Annotated in this window: 18 protein-coding genes; 14 read left to right on the forward strand and 4 right to left on the reverse strand. The window is 70.4% G+C overall.

Features of this window, described 5'->3' with window-relative positions:
- Positions 1-4: 4 nt before the first annotated feature.
- The 10 genes from araB to CMS_RS17620 all read left to right on the forward strand — a co-directional run bounded on the left by araB (position 5) and on the right by CMS_RS17620 (position 10,432).
- Entirely contained in the window at positions 5-1,708 is a 1,704-nt protein-coding gene (araB, locus tag CMS_RS00665) for a ribulokinase (RefSeq protein ID WP_041464255.1), read from the forward strand.
- Positions 1,705-2,415, forward strand: coding sequence for an L-ribulose-5-phosphate 4-epimerase (locus CMS_RS00670; protein ID WP_012297614.1), 711 nt, complete (start codon positions 1,705-1,707; stop codon positions 2,413-2,415). The genes araB and CMS_RS00670 overlap by 4 nt, the downstream gene beginning before the upstream one ends.
- A complete protein-coding gene (araA, locus tag CMS_RS00675) occupies positions 2,412-3,929 on the forward strand; it encodes an L-arabinose isomerase (RefSeq protein WP_012297615.1) in 1,518 nt (505 codons plus the stop codon). The genes CMS_RS00670 and araA overlap by 4 nt, the downstream gene beginning before the upstream one ends.
- A gap of 74 nt (positions 3,930-4,003) precedes the next feature.
- Entirely contained in the window at positions 4,004-5,122 is a 1,119-nt protein-coding gene (locus CMS_RS00680; RefSeq protein WP_012297616.1) for a substrate-binding domain-containing protein, read from the forward strand.
- Between the two features lie 179 nt (positions 5,123-5,301).
- Positions 5,302-6,831 carry a multiple monosaccharide ABC transporter ATP-binding protein gene (mmsA, locus tag CMS_RS00685; protein ID WP_012297617.1) on the forward strand — a complete coding sequence of 510 codons (1,530 nt, stop codon included), beginning with the start codon at positions 5,302-5,304 and terminating at the stop codon, positions 6,829-6,831.
- Between the two features lie 5 nt (positions 6,832-6,836).
- On the forward strand, positions 6,837-8,024 hold the full coding sequence (gene mmsB / locus CMS_RS00690) for a multiple monosaccharide ABC transporter permease (RefSeq protein WP_012297618.1): 1,188 nt from the start codon (positions 6,837-6,839) through the stop codon (positions 8,022-8,024).
- 325 nt (positions 8,025-8,349) lie between these two features.
- Positions 8,350-8,847: a hypothetical protein gene (locus CMS_RS16125; protein ID WP_133064098.1), complete on the forward strand. Its 498-nt coding sequence runs from the start codon at positions 8,350-8,352 to the stop codon at positions 8,845-8,847.
- A gap of 91 nt (positions 8,848-8,938) precedes the next feature.
- Complete coding sequence (locus CMS_RS00700) at positions 8,939-9,331, forward strand: hypothetical protein (protein ID WP_041464256.1); 393 nt, start codon at positions 8,939-8,941, stop codon at positions 9,329-9,331.
- Positions 9,328-9,534, forward strand: coding sequence for a helix-turn-helix transcriptional regulator (locus CMS_RS16395; RefSeq protein ID WP_086935876.1), 207 nt, complete (start codon positions 9,328-9,330; stop codon positions 9,532-9,534). The genes CMS_RS00700 and CMS_RS16395 overlap by 4 nt, the downstream gene beginning before the upstream one ends.
- 298 nt (positions 9,535-9,832) lie before the next feature.
- Positions 9,833-10,432 (forward strand): helix-turn-helix transcriptional regulator, encoded by a 600-nt coding sequence (locus tag CMS_RS17620; protein ID WP_012297621.1) that lies wholly within the window; start codon positions 9,833-9,835, stop codon positions 10,430-10,432.
- Positions 10,433-10,522: 90 nt separating this feature from the next.
- On the opposite strand, the gene CMS_RS16400 is transcribed toward CMS_RS17620, so the two are convergent.
- Positions 10,523-11,485: an IS481-like element IS1121 family transposase gene (locus CMS_RS16400; RefSeq protein WP_012296866.1), complete on the reverse strand. Its 963-nt coding sequence runs from the start codon at positions 11,483-11,485 to the stop codon at positions 10,523-10,525.
- A gap of 97 nt (positions 11,486-11,582) precedes the next feature.
- A complete protein-coding gene (gene xylA, locus CMS_RS00715; RefSeq protein WP_012297622.1) occupies positions 11,583-12,776 on the reverse strand; it encodes a xylose isomerase in 1,194 nt (397 codons plus the stop codon).
- A 207-nt stretch (positions 12,777-12,983) separates the two neighbouring features.
- On the opposite strand from xylA, the gene CMS_RS00720 reads away from it, so the two are divergent.
- Positions 12,984-14,489: a GH1 family beta-glucosidase gene (locus tag CMS_RS00720; protein WP_012297623.1), complete on the forward strand. Its 1,506-nt coding sequence runs from the start codon at positions 12,984-12,986 to the stop codon at positions 14,487-14,489.
- A complete protein-coding gene (locus CMS_RS00725; RefSeq protein WP_012297624.1) occupies positions 14,486-15,052 on the forward strand; it encodes a GNAT family N-acetyltransferase in 567 nt (188 codons plus the stop codon). Before CMS_RS00720 ends, CMS_RS00725 begins: the two co-directional genes overlap by 4 nt.
- A gap of 47 nt (positions 15,053-15,099) precedes the next feature.
- On the opposite strand, the gene CMS_RS00730 is transcribed toward CMS_RS00725, so the two are convergent.
- Positions 15,100-15,537 carry a MarR family winged helix-turn-helix transcriptional regulator gene (locus CMS_RS00730; protein WP_012297625.1) on the reverse strand — a complete coding sequence of 146 codons (438 nt, stop codon included), beginning with the start codon at positions 15,535-15,537 and terminating at the stop codon, positions 15,100-15,102.
- Between the two features lie 135 nt (positions 15,538-15,672).
- Positions 15,673-16,629 (reverse strand): LysR substrate-binding domain-containing protein, encoded by a 957-nt coding sequence (locus CMS_RS00735; protein WP_012297626.1) that lies wholly within the window; start codon positions 16,627-16,629, stop codon positions 15,673-15,675.
- An 81-nt stretch (positions 16,630-16,710) separates the two neighbouring features.
- Between CMS_RS00735 and CMS_RS00740 the strand changes: the two genes are divergently transcribed.
- Complete coding sequence (locus CMS_RS00740; protein WP_012297627.1) at positions 16,711-17,802, forward strand: aminotransferase class V-fold PLP-dependent enzyme; 1,092 nt, start codon at positions 16,711-16,713, stop codon at positions 17,800-17,802.
- Between the two features lie 163 nt (positions 17,803-17,965).
- Positions 17,966-19,201, forward strand: a complete 1,236-nt coding sequence (locus tag CMS_RS00745; RefSeq protein WP_041464800.1) for a multidrug effflux MFS transporter — start codon at positions 17,966-17,968, stop codon at positions 19,199-19,201.
- The last annotated feature ends 39 nt before the right edge of the window (positions 19,202-19,240 follow it).

A 19,240-nucleotide genomic window follows, 5' to 3' on the forward strand; every position in this document is an offset into this window, starting at 1 on the left:
TCCCGTGCCCAGCGCCCCCGTGAGCACCGCAGCCGAGGCCCAGCCCAGCACGGAGGCCGAGAGCTACGTCATCGGGGTCGACTACGGCACCCTCTCCGGCCGCGCCGTCGTGGTGCGCGTTTCGGACGGCGTCGAGCTCGGCTCCGGCGTCCTCGACTACCCGCACGCGGTGATGGACGACACGCTCGCCGCCACCGGCGCGCAGCTGCCGCCCGAGTGGGCCCTGCAGGTGCCCTCCGACTACGTCGACGTGCTCAAGCAGGCCGTCCCCGCCGCCATCCGCGAGGCCGGCATCGACCCCGCGCGGGTCATCGGCATCGGCACCGACTTCACCGCGTGCACCATGGTCCCCACGCTCGCCGACGGCACCCCGCTCAACGAGGTCGAGGGATACGCCGACCGCCCCCACGCCTACGTCAAGCTCTGGAAGCACCACGCCGCGCAGTCGCACGCCGATCGCATCAACGCGCTGGCCGAGGAGCGCGGCGAGAAGTGGCTGGCGCGCTACGGCGGCCTCATCTCGAGCGAGTGGGAGTTCGCGAAGGGCCTCCAGCTGCTCGAGGAGGACCCGGAGCTCTACGGGCTCATGGACCACTGGGTCGAGGCGGCCGACTGGATCGTCTGGCAGCTCACCGGCAGCTACGTCCGCAACGCCTGCACCGCCGGCTACAAGGGCATCCTCCAGGACGGCGAGTACCCCACGCCCGAGTTCCTCGGTGCGCTGAACCCCGGCTTCGCCTCGTTCGCCGAGGAGAAGGTCGCGCACGAGATCGGCCAGCTCGGATCCGCCGCCGGCACGCTCTCCGCCGAGGCCGCCGCCTGGACGGGCCTGCCCGAGGGCATCGCCGTCGCGGTCGGCAACGTCGACGCGCACGTCACCGCCCCCGTCGCCCGCGCCGTCGAGCCCGGCCAGATGGTCGCGATCATGGGCACCAGCACCTGCCACGTCATGAACAGCGACGTGCTCACCGAGGTCCCCGGCATGTGCGGCGTCGTCGACGGCGGCATCGTCTCCGGCCTCTACGGCTACGAGGCCGGCCAGTCCGGTGTCGGCGACATCTTCGCCTGGTACGTCAAGAACCAGGTGCCCGCGCGCTACGCCGAGGAGGCGGCGGCCGCCGGCAAGAGCGTCCACCAGCACCTCACCGACCTCGCGGCCGACCAGCCCGTCGGCGGCCACGGCCTCGTCGCGCTCGACTGGCACTCCGGCAACCGCTCGGTCCTCGTCGACCACGAGCTGTCCGGCCTCGTCGTCGGCACCACCCTCACCACGCGCACCGAGGAGGTCTACCGGGCGCTGCTCGAGGCCACCGCGTTCGGCACCCGCAAGATCGTCGAGACGTTCGGCGCTTCGGGCGTGCCCGTCACCGAGTTCATCGTCGCGGGCGGCCTGTTGAAGAACGCGTTCCTCATGCAGGCGTACAGCGACATCCTGCGACTCCCCATCTCGGTCATCACGAGCGAGCAGGGTCCGGCGCTCGGATCCGCCATCCACGCCGCCGTCGCCGCGGGCGCGTACCCCGACGTGCGCGTCGCGGGCGACGCGATGGGCAAGGTCGAGCGCGGGAAGTACCAGCCGGACGAGGAGCGCGCGCTCGCTTACGACCGTCTCTACGAGGAGTACTCCACGCTCCACGACTACTTCGGTCGCGGCGCCAACGACGTCATGAAGCGGCTCAAGTCGCTCAAGAGGGAGGCCCGCGCGTGAGCACCTACGCACCCGAGATCGAGGTCGCGGTCGCCCGCGTCCGCTCCGAGGTCTCCCGCCTGCACGCCGAGCTCGTGCGCTACGGCCTCGTGGTCTGGACCGGCGGCAACGTCTCCGGCCGCGTCCCCGGCGCCGACCTCTTCGTCATCAAGCCCTCGGGCGTCAGCTACGACGACCTCAGCCCCGAGAACATGATCCTCTGCGACCTCGACGGCAACGTGATCCCGGACACCCCCGGCTCGCGCAACGCCCCGTCGAGCGACACGGCGGCGCACGCGTACGTCTACCGCAACATGCCCGAGGTGGGCGGCGTGGTCCACACGCACTCCACCTACGCGGTGGCGTGGGCGGCCCGGCGCGAGCCCATCCCGTGCGTCATCACCGCGATGGCGGACGAGTTCGGCGGCGAGATCCCCGTCGGCCCGTTCGCGATCATCGGCGACGACTCGATCGGCCGCGGCATCGTGGAGACGCTCACCGGCCACCGCTCGCGCGCCGTGCTCATGGCGGGCCACGGCCCGTTCACCATCGGCAAGGACGCGAAGGACGCCGTGAAGGCGGCCGTCATGGTCGAGGACGTGGCGCGCACCGTGCACATCTCGCGCCAGCTGGGCGAGCCCGCGCCGCTCCCCGCCGACGCCGTTGACGCCCTGTTCGACCGCTACCAGAACGTCTACGGACAAGCACCCCAAGGAGCCCTGAAGTGAGCCGCATCACCACCTCCCTCGACCACTACGAGGTCTGGTTCCTCACCGGCAGCCAGAACCTCTACGGCGAGGAGACGCTCCAGCAGGTCGCCGAGCAGTCTCAGGAGATCGCCCGGCAGCTCGAGGAGGCGTCGGACATCCCCGTCCGCGTCGTCTGGAAGCCCGTCCTCAAGGACTCCGACAGCATCCGCCGCATGGCCCTCGAGGCCAACGCGAGCGATCGCACCATCGGCCTCATCGCGTGGATGCACACGTTCAGCCCGGCGAAGATGTGGATCCAGGGCCTCGACGCCCTGCAGAAGCCCTTCCTCCACCTGCACACGCAGGCCAACGTCGCGTTGCCGTGGAGCAGCATCGACATGGACTTCATGAACCTCAACCAGGCCGCGCACGGCGACCGGGAGTTCGGCTACATCCAGTCGCGCCTCGGCGTCGTCCGCAAGACGGTCGTCGGGCACGTCAGCACCGAGTCGGTGCGCGACAGCATCGGCACGTGGATGCGCGCCGCCGCCGGCTGGGCCGCCGTCCACGAGCTCAAGGTCGCCCGCTTCGGCGACAACATGCGCAACGTCGCCGTCACCGAGGGTGACAAGACGGAGGCCGAGCTCAAGTTCGGCGTCTCCGTGAACACGTGGGGCGTCAACGACCTCGTCGAGCGGGTCGACGCCGCGACCGACGCCGAGATCGACGCGCTGGTCGACGAGTACGAGCGCCTCTACGACATCGCCCCCGAGCTGCAGCGCGGCGGGGAGCGCCACGAGTCGCTCCGCTACGGCGCGGCCATCGAGGTTGGGCTCCGTTCGTTCCTCGAGGAGGGCGGCTTCGGCGCGTTCACCACGAGCTTCGAGGACCTCGGCGGCCTCCGCCAGCTCCCCGGCCTCGCCGTCCAGCGCCTCATGGCCGAGGGCTACGGCTTCGGCGCCGAGGGCGACTGGAAGACGGCGGTGCTGATCCGCGCGGCGAAGGTCATGGGCTCAGGCCTCCCCGGGGGCGCGAGCCTCATGGAGGACTACACGTACCACCTCGTCCCCGGCGAGGAGAAGATCCTGGGCGCCCACATGCTCGAGATATGCCCCACGCTCACGACCGGCCGACCGAGCCTCGAGATCCACCCGCTCGGCATCGGGGGACGCGAGGACCCGGTGCGCCTCGTCTTCGACACCGACCCCGGCCCCGCCGTCGTCGTCGCCATGAGCGACATGCGCGAGCGGTTCCGCATCGTCGCGAACGTCGTGGAGGTCGTGCCGCTCGACGAGCCGCTCCCGAACCTGCCCGTCGCCCGCGCCGTGTGGAAGCCCGCGCCGGACCTCGCGACGAGCGCAGCGGCCTGGCTCACGGCCGGCGCCGCCCACCACACGGTCATGAGCACGCAGGTCGGCGTCGAGGTCTTCGAGGACTTCGCCGAGATCGCGCGCACCGAGCTCCTCGTCATCGACGAGGACACGACTCTCAAGGGTTTCACCAAGGAAGTCCGCTGGAACCAGGCGTACCACCGCCTGGCCCAGGGCCTGTAACACCCACACCAGGGGTGCGGATCCGGCGCAGATGCCGACCGCGCCTCACAGCAGCAGTACGAAAGGACACGACCGTGAAGATGAAGAAGGTACTCGTCGGCATCGCCGCCACGAGCATCGCCCTCTCCCTCGCCGCATGCTCCGGCGGCGGCGGCGGCAGCGCCGGCGGCACCGAGGACAACAAGGGCGCCCTCGTCGGCGTCGCCATGCCCACCAAGACGAGCGAGCGCTGGGTCGACGACGGCAACAACGTCAACGACCAGCTCACCAAGCTCGGCTACAAGGTCGACCTGCAGTACGCCAACGATAAGGTGCAGGACCAGATCTCGCAGATCGAGACGATGCTCAACAAGGGCGCCAAGGCGCTCATCGTCGCGTCGATCGACGGCACCGCGCTGACCCAGGTCCTCAAGACCGCGGCCGACGACGGCGTCAAGGTCATCGCGTACGACCGCCTGATCAACGGGACCGAGGACGTCGACTACTACACGACGTTCGACAACCAGCAGGTCGGCGTGCTCCAGGGCAACTCGCTCCTGCAGGGCCTCGGTCTCGTGGACGCCGACGGCAAGGCCACCGGCAGCACCGAGAAGAAGACCATCGAGGTCTTCGCCGGCAGCCCGGACGACAACAACGCGACGTTCTTCTACGACGGCGCGATGAGCGTCCTCAAGCCGTTCCTGGACTCCGGTCAGGTCACCATCGGCTCGGGCCAGTCCGAGTTCAGCCAGGTCGCGATCCAGCAGTGGAAGCAGGAGGGCGCCCAGGCCCGCATGGAGAACCTGCTCTCGGGCTCGTACCCCGGCGGCGCCAAGCCGGACGGCGTGCTCTCGCCGTACGACGGCCTGTCGCGCGGCATCATCCAGGCCCTGACCTCGGCCGGCGTCGCCAGCGACGCCATGCCGATCATCACCGGCCAGGACGGCGAGAAGGCGTCCGACAAGCTCATCCTCGACGGCGTCCAGTACTCGACGATCTTCAAGGACACGCGCCTGCTCGGCAAGGAGGCCGTCACGATGGTCGACGACCTGCTCACCGGCGGCACCCCGGACGCTCCCGACACCTACAACAACAAGGTCAAGGGCGTCCCGACCAAGCAGTTCGCCCCCGTCACCGTGACGAAGGACAACCTCGTCGAGGTCATCGTGGACAGCGGCTACTACACGCAGGACGAGATCGACAAGGGCGAGTAACCCTCACCCGCACCGCCTCAGGCGGCGCACCCGGCCGGTCGACGCATGCGTCGACCGGCCTCCACCGGGTCGGGCCGGCCGTGCACCACGGCCGGCCCGGCTGCGGGTGGCGATCGACCGCCGCCCGCAGCACCACCGCCGGGAACCCGGCACCACCATCCACACAAGTGAGGCAGGCCATGGCCAACCACATTCTCGAGATGCGCGGCATCACCAAGACGTTCCCCGGCGTCAAGGCGCTGCAGGACGTCACTCTCGAGGTCACGCGCGGCACGTGCCACGCGATCTGCGGCGAGAACGGCGCGGGCAAGTCGACCCTGATGAAGGTCCTGTCCGGCGTCTACCCGGCGGGCTCCTACGACGGCGACATCGTCCTCGAGAACGACGTCGTCAAGTTCTCCAGCATCCGCGACAGCGAGAAGTCGGGCGTGGTAATCATCCACCAGGAGCTCGCGCTGAGCCCCTTCCTCTCCATCGCGGAGAACATCTTCCTCGGCAACGAGATCTCCAAGGGCGGCTTCATCGACTGGAACTCCACCAACGTGGAGGCCGCGAAGCTCCTCGCCCGCGTCGGGCTGAGCGACAACCCGGCCACCAAGATCGCCGACATCGGCGTCGGCAAGCAGCAGCTCGTGGAGATCGCGAAGGCCCTCTCCAAGGAGGTGAAGCTCCTTATCCTCGACGAGCCCACGGCGGCGCTGAACGACGAGGACTCCGCCCATCTGCTCGACCTGATCAAGCACCTCAAGGGCCAGGGCATCACGAGCATCATCATCAGCCACAAGCTGAACGAGATCAAGGCGATCGCCGACGCGGTGACGATCATCCGCGACGGCAAGACCATCGAGACCCTCGACCTCGAGCGCGACTCCATCAGCGAGGAGCGCATCATCAAGGGCATGGTCGGCCGCGACCTGCAGAGCCGCTACCCCGACCGCACGCCGGACATCGGCGACGAGGTCCTCCGCATCGAGGACTGGACGGTCCACCACCCGCAGGAGCACTCCCGCGTCATCGTCGACCACGCCAACCTCAACGTCCGCGCGGGCGAGGTCGTCGGCATCGCCGGCCTCATGGGCGCCGGTCGCACCGAGCTCGCGATGAGCGTCTTCGGCCGCTCCTACGGCGCGAACATCTCCGGCAAGCTCTACAAGCGCGGCAAGGAGATCCAGGCCAAGACGGTCGGTGAGGCCATCAAGAACGGCCTCGCCTACGCCACGGAGGACCGCAAGCACTACGGCCTGAACCTCATCGACGACATCAAGCGCAACATCTCCGGCGCCGCGCTCGAGAAGCTCGCGAAGGCCGGCTGGGTCGACGCGAACCAGGAGTACGTGGTGGCCGACGGCTACCGCAAGTCGATGAACATCAAGGCCCCGAGCGTGGGCGCCATCACCGGCAAGCTCTCCGGCGGCAACCAGCAGAAGGTCGTCCTCTCGAAGTGGATGTTCTCCGACCCGGACGTGCTGATCCTCGACGAGCCCACCCGCGGCATCGACGTCGGCGCCAAGTACGAGATCTACACGATCATCAACGCGCTCGCCGCCCAGGGGAAGGCGATCATCGTCATCTCCAGCGAGCTGCCCGAGCTCCTCGGCATCTGCGACCGGATCTACGCCCTCTCCGCCGGGCGGATCACGGGCCAGCTGCCGATCGCCGAGGCGACCCCCGAGAGCCTCATGTCCTACATGACCAAGGAAAAGGAATAGTCACCATGTCCAGTCTCAGCAGTGTGGCGGGTTTCCTCGTCAGTCGCCTCAGGCAGATCGGCATCTTCATCGCGCTGATCGCGATCGTGGTGCTGTTCCAGATCCTCACCGACGGGACGCTCCTCGAGCCCCGCAACGTCACGAGCATCGTCGTCCAGAACGCCTACATCCTGATCCTCGCCATCGGCATGGTGATGATCATCATCGCCGGCCACATCGACCTGTCGGTCGGCTCCGTGGTGGCCCTCATCGGCGCCGTCTCGGGTGTGTTCGCCGTGAGCTGGGGCTGGCCGTGGTGGGCGTCCATCATCGCGAGCCTCGTCATCGGCGGCCTCATCGGCGCCTGGCAGGGCTTCTGGGTGGCGTACGTCGGCATCCCCGCGTTCATCGTGACCCTCGCCGGCATGCTCACGTTCCGCGGCCTCGCGCAGATCGTCCTGCAGAACCGCCCCATCACGCCCTTCCCGGACGAGTACGTCTCGGTCGGCGCGGGCTTCCTGCCGGACCCCTCGGGCGGTAACTCCTACCTGGAGTGGGTCACCGTCACGCTGGGCGTCCTGGCCGCGATCTTCCTGGTCGCGCAGCAGCTCCGCGAGCGTCGCGCCCGCGTCAAGCTCAACCTCGAGGACGAGCCCTTCGCCTGGTTCATCACGAAGCTCGCCACCATCGCGATCCTCGTGCTCGGCATCACGTACCTGCTCGCGAGCTACCAGGGCACGCCGATCGTGCTGCTCATCCTCGCGGTCCTCGTCCTCGTCTACACGGCGGTGATGAACCGCAGCATCTTCGGCCGCCACATCTACGCCCGAGGCGGCAACCTCAACGCGGCGCAGCTGTCCGGCATCAACACGAAGCGCGTGGACTTCCTGCTCTTCGTGAACATGGGCTTCCTGGCCGCGCTCGCCGGCATCGCCTTCACCGCGCGCAGCAACTCGGCGCTCCCGTCTGCCGGCAACGGCTTCGAGCTCGACGCGATCGCCGCGGTGTTCATCGGCGGCGCGGCCGTCACCGGCGGCATCGGCACCGTGACCGGCGCCATGATCGGTGGTCTGATCATGGGCGTGCTCAACAACGGCATGTCGCTGCTCGGCCTCGGCACGGAGTACCAGCAGCTCATCAAGGGCCTCGTGCTCCTGCTGGCGGTCGCGTTCGACGTGTTCAACAAGAGCCGCGGATCCAAGTCCGCGACCTGATCCACCCGCGTCACCCGCGCTGACGCGCACCGAGGGGCCCGGCATCCGCATGGATGCAGGGCCCCTTCGTCGTAAAGGATCGCAGTCGGCGTGGAGCTGTGGATAGGTGTCTGCCGCGCGGCCTCGAGTTCCAGCGGTGCATGTCTCTGACGAGGTACCCAGTTGCAGCCCTAGCGTGTCGACACTGATCCCCTCTGGAGGAACGATGTCCCTGCCGAAATCCGCTCGAAACTCTGCCCACCGCCACCGAGCGGCCAAATGGCTGACTGGCCTGACAGCAGTGATATTCGTCGTCGCGGGGGCCAGCCCGGCTAGTGCCAGCTCCATGAGCTTCCACGGAGGCCCAAGCGACGCCAGTGTCGTGACTCAGGGTTTGCCAAATGCGGCCGAACACGCGGTGGACGATGTTCAATCGGCTCGCGCTCTGGCGGAATTCCGGGCGGGGAACATCGTTCCTCGATTCGAGCAAGAGAACGGCGCCCGCTATGAGGTCTACGCCCTGCCGGAAGGGGCGACATTCGCCTTCCGGGTGGACGCTGCCAGCGGCGATCCGGTGTCTGGTTCCCTCATCGGCGGCGGGTATGGGGACCAAGGGCTCTTCATCAGCCTCAACTCGACTGATCAGGGCGCCATCGCGGCCGGGGCGGGCTATGCGGTGGGAGCGGCGCTATGCGCTTTGCCTGGCGTCGGTCAGGCGGCATGCGTCGTTGTCGGGTCCGTTATCGCTGCCGCTACCTATTACATCGGCGCGAATGGGGTGTGCGGCGGTGGCAGAGAGCTGCGCATCTACCTGCAGCTGCTGGGCTACCCCGAGTGCCAGTAGGACGAGCGTACCTAGGGCTGTGCACAGCACAGATCGCGTCGGGCTCAACACCCTAGTGTGAAGTCTACTTCACCTAGAGGGGGTTTCCGTCATGAAGCAGAGCACCATAGTCACCGCTCTCGTCTGCGCCGTCGTGTTGGGCGTGGGTCTGTATGAAGCGACTCAGGGTCCAGGCGACATAGCCAGGGGGGTCATCGTGGCTGCAATCGCGTTTGCGGGGCCGGTGACGGCCATGGTCGTCAAAGGAAGGCGTGCCAGGTCTTCCCGGTCGGATAGGCCTGGCAGCGTGGAGATGGCACTCGCGCGGGATGTTCAAGCGACTGTCTTCCGAGATGTCGTCATCGCTCTCCCTGTGGCGTTTTTAGTGAGCGTGGTCATTCCAAAGCTCACGTCGGCGACGACGGTTTTCGGGATTCTACTCATCCTGTTGGTCGACTTCTGGCTGAGGTACGTTTTGGCCTTGAGGCGAGCCGTCCGTTCATGACAGTCGAGAATCAGATCCGCGAGCGACGCACGGCTCTGGGGCTCACCCAGCAGGGCCTCGCGGAGGAGGTCGGTGTCAGCAGACGCACGATTATCTCCATCGAACAGGGCAGACATGAGCCGACGCTTTCATTAGCATTTTCGCTTGCGCGCGTATTCGGCGCTTCCTTGGAAGAGCTTTTCTCGCTGGCTCGAGACGATTGATGCCCAAAGGTTTGCCCTTGGCGCGCTGTTCGGCGGTCTGGTGATGGGCTGACGAGGCGTTCGGCATGTTCGACAAGAGCCGCGGATCCAAGTCCGCGACCTGATCCACCCGCGCCACCCGCGCTGACGCGCAACGAGGGGCCCGGCATCCGCATGGATGCCGGGCCCTTCGGCGTGTGCAGCTCGAGGGGTGGGGGCCGGTCGCTCGCGCGCGCCCGGATCCGCGTAACGTCCACGCAGTCCGCCGCCGCGTCGAGTGCCGTGTCGCGCGGTCCATCCAGGAGAGGGGGAGCGCAGCATGCGGAGGTTCGTGATCCCCTGGGCTGCGGTCGGAGTGGGGGTGTCCGTGCTCGCCGCCGTCCTCGCCGTGCAGCACGGGCGCGACCCCGTCGCCGCCGTGGTGTCCGCGCTCGTGGTCCTCTCCAGCGGACCGATCGGCCTCGCCATCCGGCACCGTCGCGATGGCCGGTCCCGCGCGGCCGCGTCCGGCAGCGTGGAGCGGGCGATCGTCGCGTGCACCCAGGCGGCCGTCTTCCGCGACCTGTTGATCGCGATCCCGGCCGCCGCGCTGCTCCAGCTGCTGCGCCCCGGCCAGCCGCCGATCATGACGTCCCTGATGCTCATGGTCTTCGCGCTCGCCGACTACGGCTTCCGCTACGACGCGCGGCTGCGCGCCTGCCTCCAGCCGGGGCCGGGCACGAACGACCTCGGCGCGTATCGGGTCGCGGCCCGAATGGCGGCGGAGGACCTCGCGCGGGCGACCGGCGTGAGCGATCGCACGGTGGTCGCCATCGAGAACGGCCGCCACGAGCCCGGCGTGGTGCTCGCGCGAGCGATCGCGATCGAGCTCGGCGTCCCCGTCGCGCGGCTCTTCCCCGGCAGCATGTCGGGAGCATGACGGGGAGCGGACGGGACAGACGGAGGGCCCGGCATCCACGTGGATGCCGGGCCCTCCGGTCGTGCGGGTGCGGGCTCTAGGTGTACTGGGTCATGACGTTGGTGACACTCGGGCCGCGGGCGTGAGCCCGTGGCTTGAGTGGATTCGTTCAGTGTTGTAGTGCTCGATGAAGGGGTCAAGCGCGTCGGCGCGGTGTTGGTTGCTGGTGAAGGGTTGCCGGTAGGCCCACTCGGTCGCGAGGGTCCGGTTGAAGCGCTCGACCTTGCCGTTCTGCCAGGGGCAGTGCGGGCGGATGAACTTCTGCCGCGCGCCCAGGTCCTGGACGGCGTTCTTGAACGCGGTCGAGTGCCGGTAGGCGAACGCGTTGTCCGTGATGACCCGCTCGATCCGGGTGATCCCGCGCCCGGCGAAGTACGCCGCTGCGCGGGTCAGGAACCCGGCCGCGGTCGCGCCTTTCTCATCGGGATGGATCTCCGCGTAGGCGAGACGGGTGTGGTCATCGACCGCGGCATGGACGTAATCGAACCCGATCCCGCGGCCGCGGACCTGCTCGCTGCGCCCGTGGACCCGCCAGCCGCCTCCGTCCGGGATCCTCCCGAGCTTCTTCACGTCCACGTGGATCAGATCACCCGGATGCTCGTGCTCATACCGGTGCGCCGTTGACCGGGATGCCCGGATCACGGCCCCGGTGACGGGGTCCAACCATGCCAACGGCGGCGCCCCGTGCCGGCGCAGGATGCGGGAGATCGTACGGGATGGAACACCTGTCACCGGCGCCAGCCGCGCAGGACCCGCCCGCAACTGGGCCCGCGCTTCCAGCACGGCCCGTTCCCGCTCCGGGCTCGTTCGCCTCGGTACTGACCGGGGCCGCGATGACCGATCCGTCAGCCCTCGCAGCCCCTCGGCACGGAACCGGTTCACCCATCGATGCGCGCACTGCCGCGACACCCCCAGCTCCCGCGCGACGTGCGCGACCGGCCGACGATCCTCCACCACCCGCCGCACGAGGAGAACCCTCCCGTGAACCGTCAGACGAGCATTACCGTGGGACATCGAGGCCTCCTGGCGATGGTTGAACTGAACAGCTCCATCAAGCCAGGAGGCCTCTTCACACGCCCCGAAGTGTCACCAACGTCATGGCCGAGTACATCTAGGAGCGCGCGCCCATCAGGTGCTCGAGCGCCAGCTGGTTGAGGCGGACGAAGCCGAAGCCCTTCGCGTCGAAGTACTCGTCGGCCGCGAAGTCCTCGTACGAGGAGCGGTCCGCGAGGATGTCGTCGTAGGACTCGCCCTCGTTGAGCGTCGGGGTGTCGATCTCGGCGACCTTAGCGGCGGCGAGCGCCTCCTGAACCTCGGGGTCGGCGCGGAACGCCTGCGCGCGCTCCTTGAGGAGCAGGTACATGCGCATGTTCGCGGCGGCGGAGTCCCACACGCCCGTGATGTCCTCGGTGCGGCTGGGCTTGTAGTCGAAGTGGCGCGGGCCGTCGTAGGAGCGGCCGCCGCCCACGCCGCCGTTCTCCAGCAGGTCGACGAGCGAGAACGCGTTCTGCAGGTCGCCGTGGCCGAAGACGAGGTCCTGGTCGTACTTGATGCCGCGCTGGCCGTTGAGGTCGATGTGGAACAGCTTGCCCTGGTACAGCGCCTGCATGATGCCGGCGGTGAAGTTGAGGCCCGCCATCTGCTCGTGGCCGACCTCGGGGTTCACGCCGACGAGCTCGGGGCGCTCGAGGGTCTCGATGAACGCGAGCGCGTGGCCGAGGGTGGGCAGCAGGATGTCGCCGCGGGGCTCGTTGGGCTTCGGCTCGATCGCGAAGCGGATGTCGTAGCCCTTGTCGGTGACGTAGTCGCCGAGCAGGTTGACGGCCTCGCGGTAGCGCTCGAGCGCGCCGCGGACGTCCTTCGCGGAGTCGTACTCGGCGCCCTCGCGGCCGCCCCACATGACGAACGTCTTCGCGCCGAGCTCAGCGGCGAGATCGATGTTGCGGAGCACCTTGCGGATCGCGAACCGGCGGACGGCGCGGTCGTTCGAGGTGAAGCCGCCGTCCTTGAAGACGGGCGCGGAGAAGAGGTTCGTGGTGACCATCGGCACGACGATGCCGGTGTCGCTGAGCGCACCCTTGAGGCGGTCGATCTGCGTCTGGCGCTCGGCGTCGGTGGATCCGAACGCGAAGAGGTCGTCGTCGTGGAAGGTGAGGCCGTAGGCGCCCAGCTCCGAGATGCGCTCGACGCCCTCGACCACGTCGAGGTCGGAGCGGGTGGGGCCGCCGAAGGGATCGGCCCCCGTGTATCCGATGGTCCAGAGTCCGAACGAGAACTTGTCCTCGCGGGTGGGGGTGAGCGCCATGGTGTCTCCTGTCAGCGTCGTCGGTGATTTGTTGCTAGCTACAACCTAATCGGCGGGCGGCTCGCGCGCAACGCCGACACGGCCGCGGGGGGCGGTCGGCTGGACGCGTCGCCGGGGCCCGGGCAGGATGGCGGGAGGCCGAGGCCGTCGTGCGCGCGAGCGCCCGTCGGGCGGCCGCCCACCCCGACGGAGAGGTCCCCGAATCCCATGACCGACGCATCGCCCGCCGCAGCCGGATCCAGCGGAGACCCCGCCGACGACCGGGGGGAGGGCCTCGAGTTCCCTCCCGGCTTCCTCTTCGGATCCGCCACCGCCGCCTACCAGATCGAGGGCGCGGTCGACGAGGGCGGGCGCGGCCCCTCCATCTGGGACACGTTCAGCCGCACGCCGGGCAAGGTGCTCGACGGCGACACGGGCGACGTCGCCGACGACCACTACCACCGGCTCGAGTCCGACCTCGACATGATGCAGGCGCTCGGGCTCGAGGCGTACCGCTTCTCGATCGCGTGGCCGCGCATCCAGCCGACCGGTCGCGGGCCCGCCAACGTCGAGGGCCTCGCGTTCTACGGGCGGCTGGTCGACGGGCTCGTGGCGCGGGGGATCACCCCCATCGCGACGCTCTACCACTGGGACCTGCCGCAGGCGCTCGAGGACGAGGGCGGCTGGACGAACCGCGACACGGCGTACGCGTTCGCGGACTACGCGCGGATCATGGGCGAGGCGCTCGGCGACCGCGTCGGCACCTGGACCACGCTCAACGAGCCGTGGTGCTCGGCGTACCTCGGCTACGCGGCCGGCGTGCACGCGCCGGGCCGCACGGACGCGGAGGCCTCGTTCCAGGCCGTGCACCACCTGAACCTCGCGCACGGCCTCGCGGTGAGCGCGCTCCAGGAAGTCGTGCCGGCGGACGCGCGCTTCTCCATCACGCTCAACCTGCACGTGATCCGCGGCGAAGGCGACACGGGTCCGGAGGCCGTGCGCCGCGTCGACGGCGTGGGCAACCGCGTGTTCCTCGACCCGCTGCTGCACGGCCGGTACCCGGCGGACGTGATGGCGGACACCGCCGGGATCACCGACTGGTCGTTCGTGCTGCCCGGGGACACCGAGCTCATCCGCCAGCCGCTGCACCTGCTGGGCGTCAACTACTACAACACCAGCCGGGTGCGGATGCGGGACGGCGCCGTCGCCGGCGGCGGCACCTCCATCCACGGCGACGTGGCCGCGACCCCGTTCCCCGGCACCGACGACGTCGAGTTCCTGGAGCAGCCCGGCCCGTACACGGCGATGGGCTGGAACATCGAGCCGCAGGGCCTGGAGGACCTGCTCGTGTCGCTGCACGAGGAGTTCCCCGACCTGCCGCTCATGGTCACGGAGAACGGCGCCGCCTTCGACGACGAGGTGTCCGTGGACGACGCCGGCACGCGCGCCGTGCACGACCCCGAGCGGATCGACTACCTGTCGCGGCACTTCGCCGCCGCGCACCGGGCGATGGCCCGCGGCGTCGACCTCCGCGGCTACCAGGTGTGGTCGCTCATGGACAACTTCGAGTGGGCCTTCGGGTACTCGAAGCGGTTCGGCATCGTGCACGTGGACTACGCGACGCAGGAGCGGACGCCAAAGGACAGTGCGCTCTGGTACGCGCGGCTCATCGCCGACCGCGCCATCCCGGCGGTCGACGCGCGCCCCGAGCGGCACGTGCGCCCCGGGGCGTGAGCGGGCCCCCGCCCGGCACGGACGAGCGGGCGGCGCTCGCCGACGGCGTCGTGATGCGGCCCGCGCGGATCACCGACGCGGCCGCGCTCGCCGAGGCGTACCGCGCGAACCGGGAGCACCTCCGCCCGTTCGAGCCGGCGCGCACCGACGCGTTCTTCACGTCGGCGGGGCAGCGGGCGCAGCTCGCGGGGCGCGTCGCCGAGCGCGCGACCGGATCCGGCCTGCCGTACCTCATCGTGGAGGGCGACCGCGTCATCGGCCGCTGCGACCTCTTCGCGGTGAAGCGCGGAGCGGCGCAGAGCGCGAGCCTCGGCTACTGGATCGACCGGGAGCGGCAGGGCGCCGGCCTCGCGACGGCGGCGGCCCGGGAGGCGGTGCGCATCGCGCGGGCCGCCGGGCTGCACCGGCTGGAGGCGTCGACGCTGGTGGGGAACGGCGGATCCGAGGAGGTGCTCACGCGCGCCGGGTTCGCGGCCATCGGGGTCGCGCCGGCGTACCTGCGGATCGACGGCGAGTGGCGCGACCACACGCTCTGGCAGCGGGTGGTCGACGGGGCGCGCTGAGCCTGGTCGTCCCGCGGGCGGCGCCGTCGGCGCTCAGGCGTCGCCGCTCAGGCGTCGAGGAGCAGCTCGGTCATGCTCCGCAGGCGCGCCTGGGCGCTCGGGTCGGCCCCGCTGCGCCGGACGACATCGTCGTGCACCCGCTCGGCGACCCGCAGGAGGTCGGGCAGGATGCCGCGCCCGCGCTCCGTGAGGGCGATGAGGAGGCGGCGCTCGTCGGCCAGGTCGCGCTGGCGCGTGATGTAGCCGAGGAGCTCGAGGCGCTTGAATAGCGGCGACAGCGTGCCGGGCGTGAGCTGCACGGCGTCGCTCAGGTCGCCGGCCCGACGGGGGTCCTTCTCCTGCAGGGCGAGCATCACGAGGTACTGCGGGTGCGTCAGGTGGTACGGCTTGAGCAACGGCCTGTAGAGCGAGATCACCGCCCGGGACGCGGCCGCCAGCAGCAGCCCCATGTCGCGGTCGAGGAGAGCTCCGTCGTGGTCCGTCATGTGTCCTCCTGGCCGTCTGCGAGACGCGTCCCCCGACGGCCTGATCTCTTCGGACGCTACTCCCGAGATCGAGCAGCGGCGCGACCGGGGATCGCACGTACAGCCCGCGCGGAGGCGCGCGTCATCACCGGGCGGTCACGCGCGGCGGAGCTCCCAGTCGCCCACGCGGAGTCGGGCGAGCGCCTGGACGGCGGCGTGCGCGGCGGGCGAGGCGGATCCGCCCGGCGCCGTGACGACGTGGACCACGCGCTCGCCGACGCCCGAGATCCGCCGCCGCACGACGCCGCGGGGGAGCGGCGCGCTCGCGAGGGCCAGCGACGGCAGGAGCGCGACCCCGAGCCCCGCCTGCACCATGCCGACGGCCGCCGCCGCGTTGTCCGTCTCGAACGACGTGGCCGGCGCGAAGCCGCTGCGGGCGCAGGCGCTCACGAGGTGGCGGCGGCACCGGACGCAGCCCGCGATCCACCTGTCGTCGGCGAGGTCGCGGAGCGCGAGCGGGCCGCGGTGCCGCAGCGCCCGCGCCTCCGGCAGCACGGCCCAGAGCGTCTCGCGCCAGAGCGGCCGGGCATCGAGGTCGTCGAGGGAGCGGGCGGCGTGGTCGTCCGGGTCGTCCGGGTACGCGAAGGTGACCGCGACGTCGGCCTCGCGGGCGCGGACCGCCGCGACGGCCTCGGGCGGCTCGGCCTCGAGGTAGCCGAACCCCAGGCCCGGATGCGCCGCCGCGAGACCGCCGAGGAGTCGCGGCACGACCGTGGACGACGCGGACGGGAACGCCGCGACGCGCACGGTGCCGGCCCGGAGGCCGCGCAGGTCGTCGAGCTCGTCGGCCGCCGCGTCGATGGCGTGCACCACGGTCTCGGCGTGCCGGGCGAGGACGCGGCCGGCCTCGGTGAGGACGACGCCGCGTCCGGCGCGCGCGGTGACGGGCACGCCGATCCGCGCCTCCAGGCGGCGGAGCGTCTGCGACAGGGCCGGCTGGCTGACGCCGAGCGCCGCGGCGGCGGCCGTGATGGACCCCCGCACGGCCAGGGCGTGCACGGCGGCGAGGGCCGCCGAGTCGAGGTCGCGTGCGGTCGAGGGCGCGTCGGTCATCCGCGGATCATAACGTGCGGTTATGGGACGCATACCGGGAGGGCTCTTGCTCGATGGATCCGTGCTCGGCACGCTGGAGGCATGCCGACCCGGAACCCGACGCCCGCCCCCGCTGACGCCGCGCCGGCGCCGCTGCCCGCCGACCTCCGCGACCTGTTCGAGGCCGGGCCCGGCTACCTCTCCGCCTGCACCATGGGCCTGCCGACGCGCGCGACGGTCGAGCGCCTGCGGGCCGACCTCACGACCTGGTCGGCCGGGGGATCCACCGCGCACGGCTACGGCGGCGTCGTCGAGGGCGTGCGTGCGTCGTACGCGTCGCTCGTGGGCGTACCCGTGGGATCCGTCGCCGTGGGCTCGCAGACCGCCTCCTTCGTGAGCGTGCTCGCCGCCGCCGTGCCCGCGGGCGCCGAGGTGCTGTGCGTGTCGGGCGACTTCAGCTCGCTCACCTACCCGTTCGTCGTGGCGGAGGCGCGCGGCGTCGTCGTGCGGCACGTGCCGCTCGAGGAGCTCGCGGGCGAGATCGGCCCGCGCACGCACCTCGTGGCGTTCTCACTCGTGCAGTCCGCCGACGGCCGGGTCGCGGACGTCGCCGCGATCCGCGAGGCCGCCCGGATCCACGACGCCTTCACCCTCTGCGACACGACGCAGGCGGCCGGCGCCATGCCGATCGACGCGAGCCTGTTCGACGCCACCGCCTGCCACGCGTACAAGTGGCTCTGCGCACCGCGCGGCGCGGCGTTCCTCACGCTGTCGGACCGCTACCGGCGGACGCTCGTGCCCGTGCAGGCGAACTGGTACGCGGGCGCCGACGTGTGGGCGTCCTGCTACGGACCCGCGATGGCGCTCGCCGAGGACGCGCGCGCGTTCGACGTGTCGCCCGCCTTCGGCGCGTGGGTCGGCGCGGCTCCGGCGATCGCGCTGTTCGCGCGCCTCGACCTCCACGCCGTGCACCGGAGGAACGTCGAGCTGGGCGACCTCGTGAGCGCGGGGCTCGGCATCGAGCCGCGCGGACAGGCCATCGTCACGTGGCCGGACGCGGACGGCGCCGACCTCGCCCGGCTGGGCGCCGCGGGGATCGTCGCCTCGGGCCGCGCGGGCCGCGCGCGCATCGCCTTCCACCTCTGGAACGACGAGGACGACGTGGAACGCGTGGTCCGGGCGCTGCGCGCCTGACCCGCTGCGCCGCCTGACGCTGCGGCGCCTTACGCGCCGACGCGCTGGGATTCCCTCGGCTGGGAATAAGCCGGGCGCATGGCAGTTGGACATCGAGGCGCGCCATCCGCGCGCCCTGAGTCCTCCGGCGCCCCGCGCCCCCCTCATCTCGAAGGAACGCTCCGTGTCGTCTGCCGTCCTCCACCCCGGCGACGCGCTCTCCCGCCGGGAGCGCATCGTCTACATCATCGTGCTGGGCGCCCTCGTCGGCCTCGGCCCGTTCACGATCGACCTCTACCTGCCGGCCTTCCCGGTGATCAAGGAGCAGTTCGGCGTCTCGGACGCGGCCGTGCAGCTCACCCTCACGGGCACGACCGTCGGGTTCGCGCTCGGCCAACTCGTGGTCGGACCGTGGAGCGACCGCGTGGGGCGCCGACTGCCGCTGATCGTCGCCACGAGCCTGCACATCCTGGCGTCGCTCGGTGCCGCGCTCGCGCCCGACGTCACGGTGCTGCTCGTCTTCCGCATCCTCCAGGGCGCGGGTGCCGCGGGCGGCGCCGTCGTCGCCATGGCCATGGTGCGCGACCTCTTCGGCGGCCGCCCGCTCGTGCGCATGCTCTCGCGGCTCGCCCTCGTGACCGGGCTCGCGCCGATCCTCGCGCCCGTCATCGGCTCGCAGCTGCTGCGCTTCGTCGACTGGCGCGGCGTGTTCTACGCGCTCACCGCCTACGCGATCCTCGTCGTGATCGCGGTCACCTTCTTCATCGTCGAGACGCTGCCCAAGGACCGCGTGCGCATCGAGGAGAAGGGGACGCTCCTCCGCCGCTACCGCTCGGTGCTGGGCGACCGCGTGTTCGTCGGCGTCGCGCTCATCGGCGGGATGCAGTTCGCGGGGCTGTTCTCCTACCTCTCCAGCTCGTCGTTCCTGTTCCAGGACGTGTACGGGTTCGACGCGCAGCAGTTCGGGATCCTGTTCGGTATCAACTCGCTGGGCGTCGTGATCGGCAACCAGATCGCCGCGCGGCTCACGAAGGTCATCGGGCCGCAGTGGATCCTCGCGGGCGTCGTCACCGTGCAGTTCCTGTCGTCGGCGACGATCGTGCTGCTCGGCACCTTCACCGACGCCGGGCTCCTCGGCACGCTGATCCCGCTGTTCTTCTTCATCCTCGCGTGCGGCTTCGGCTTCCCCTGCGTGCAGGTGCTCGGGCTCGTCAACCACGGGCACGAGGCCGGCACGGCGGCATCGCTCCTGGGCGCGGTGAACTTCGGACTCGCGGGCGCGATCTCGCCCATCGTCGGCCTGATCGGCATCACCTCGGGCGTGCCCATGGCCGTCGTCATGGGCGCGTGCGCAGTCGTCTCGATCCTCTCGATGTGGCTCATCGTCCAGCCGCGGACGGTGCCGGCCCTCACCAACTGACGGCCGCGGGCCGCGGGGGAGCGCTGGGTAGGGTGAGGC

It is taken from the genome of Clavibacter sepedonicus, assembly GCF_000069225.1.
Taxonomy (GTDB): Bacteria; Actinomycetota; Actinomycetes; order Actinomycetales; family Microbacteriaceae; genus Clavibacter; species Clavibacter sepedonicus.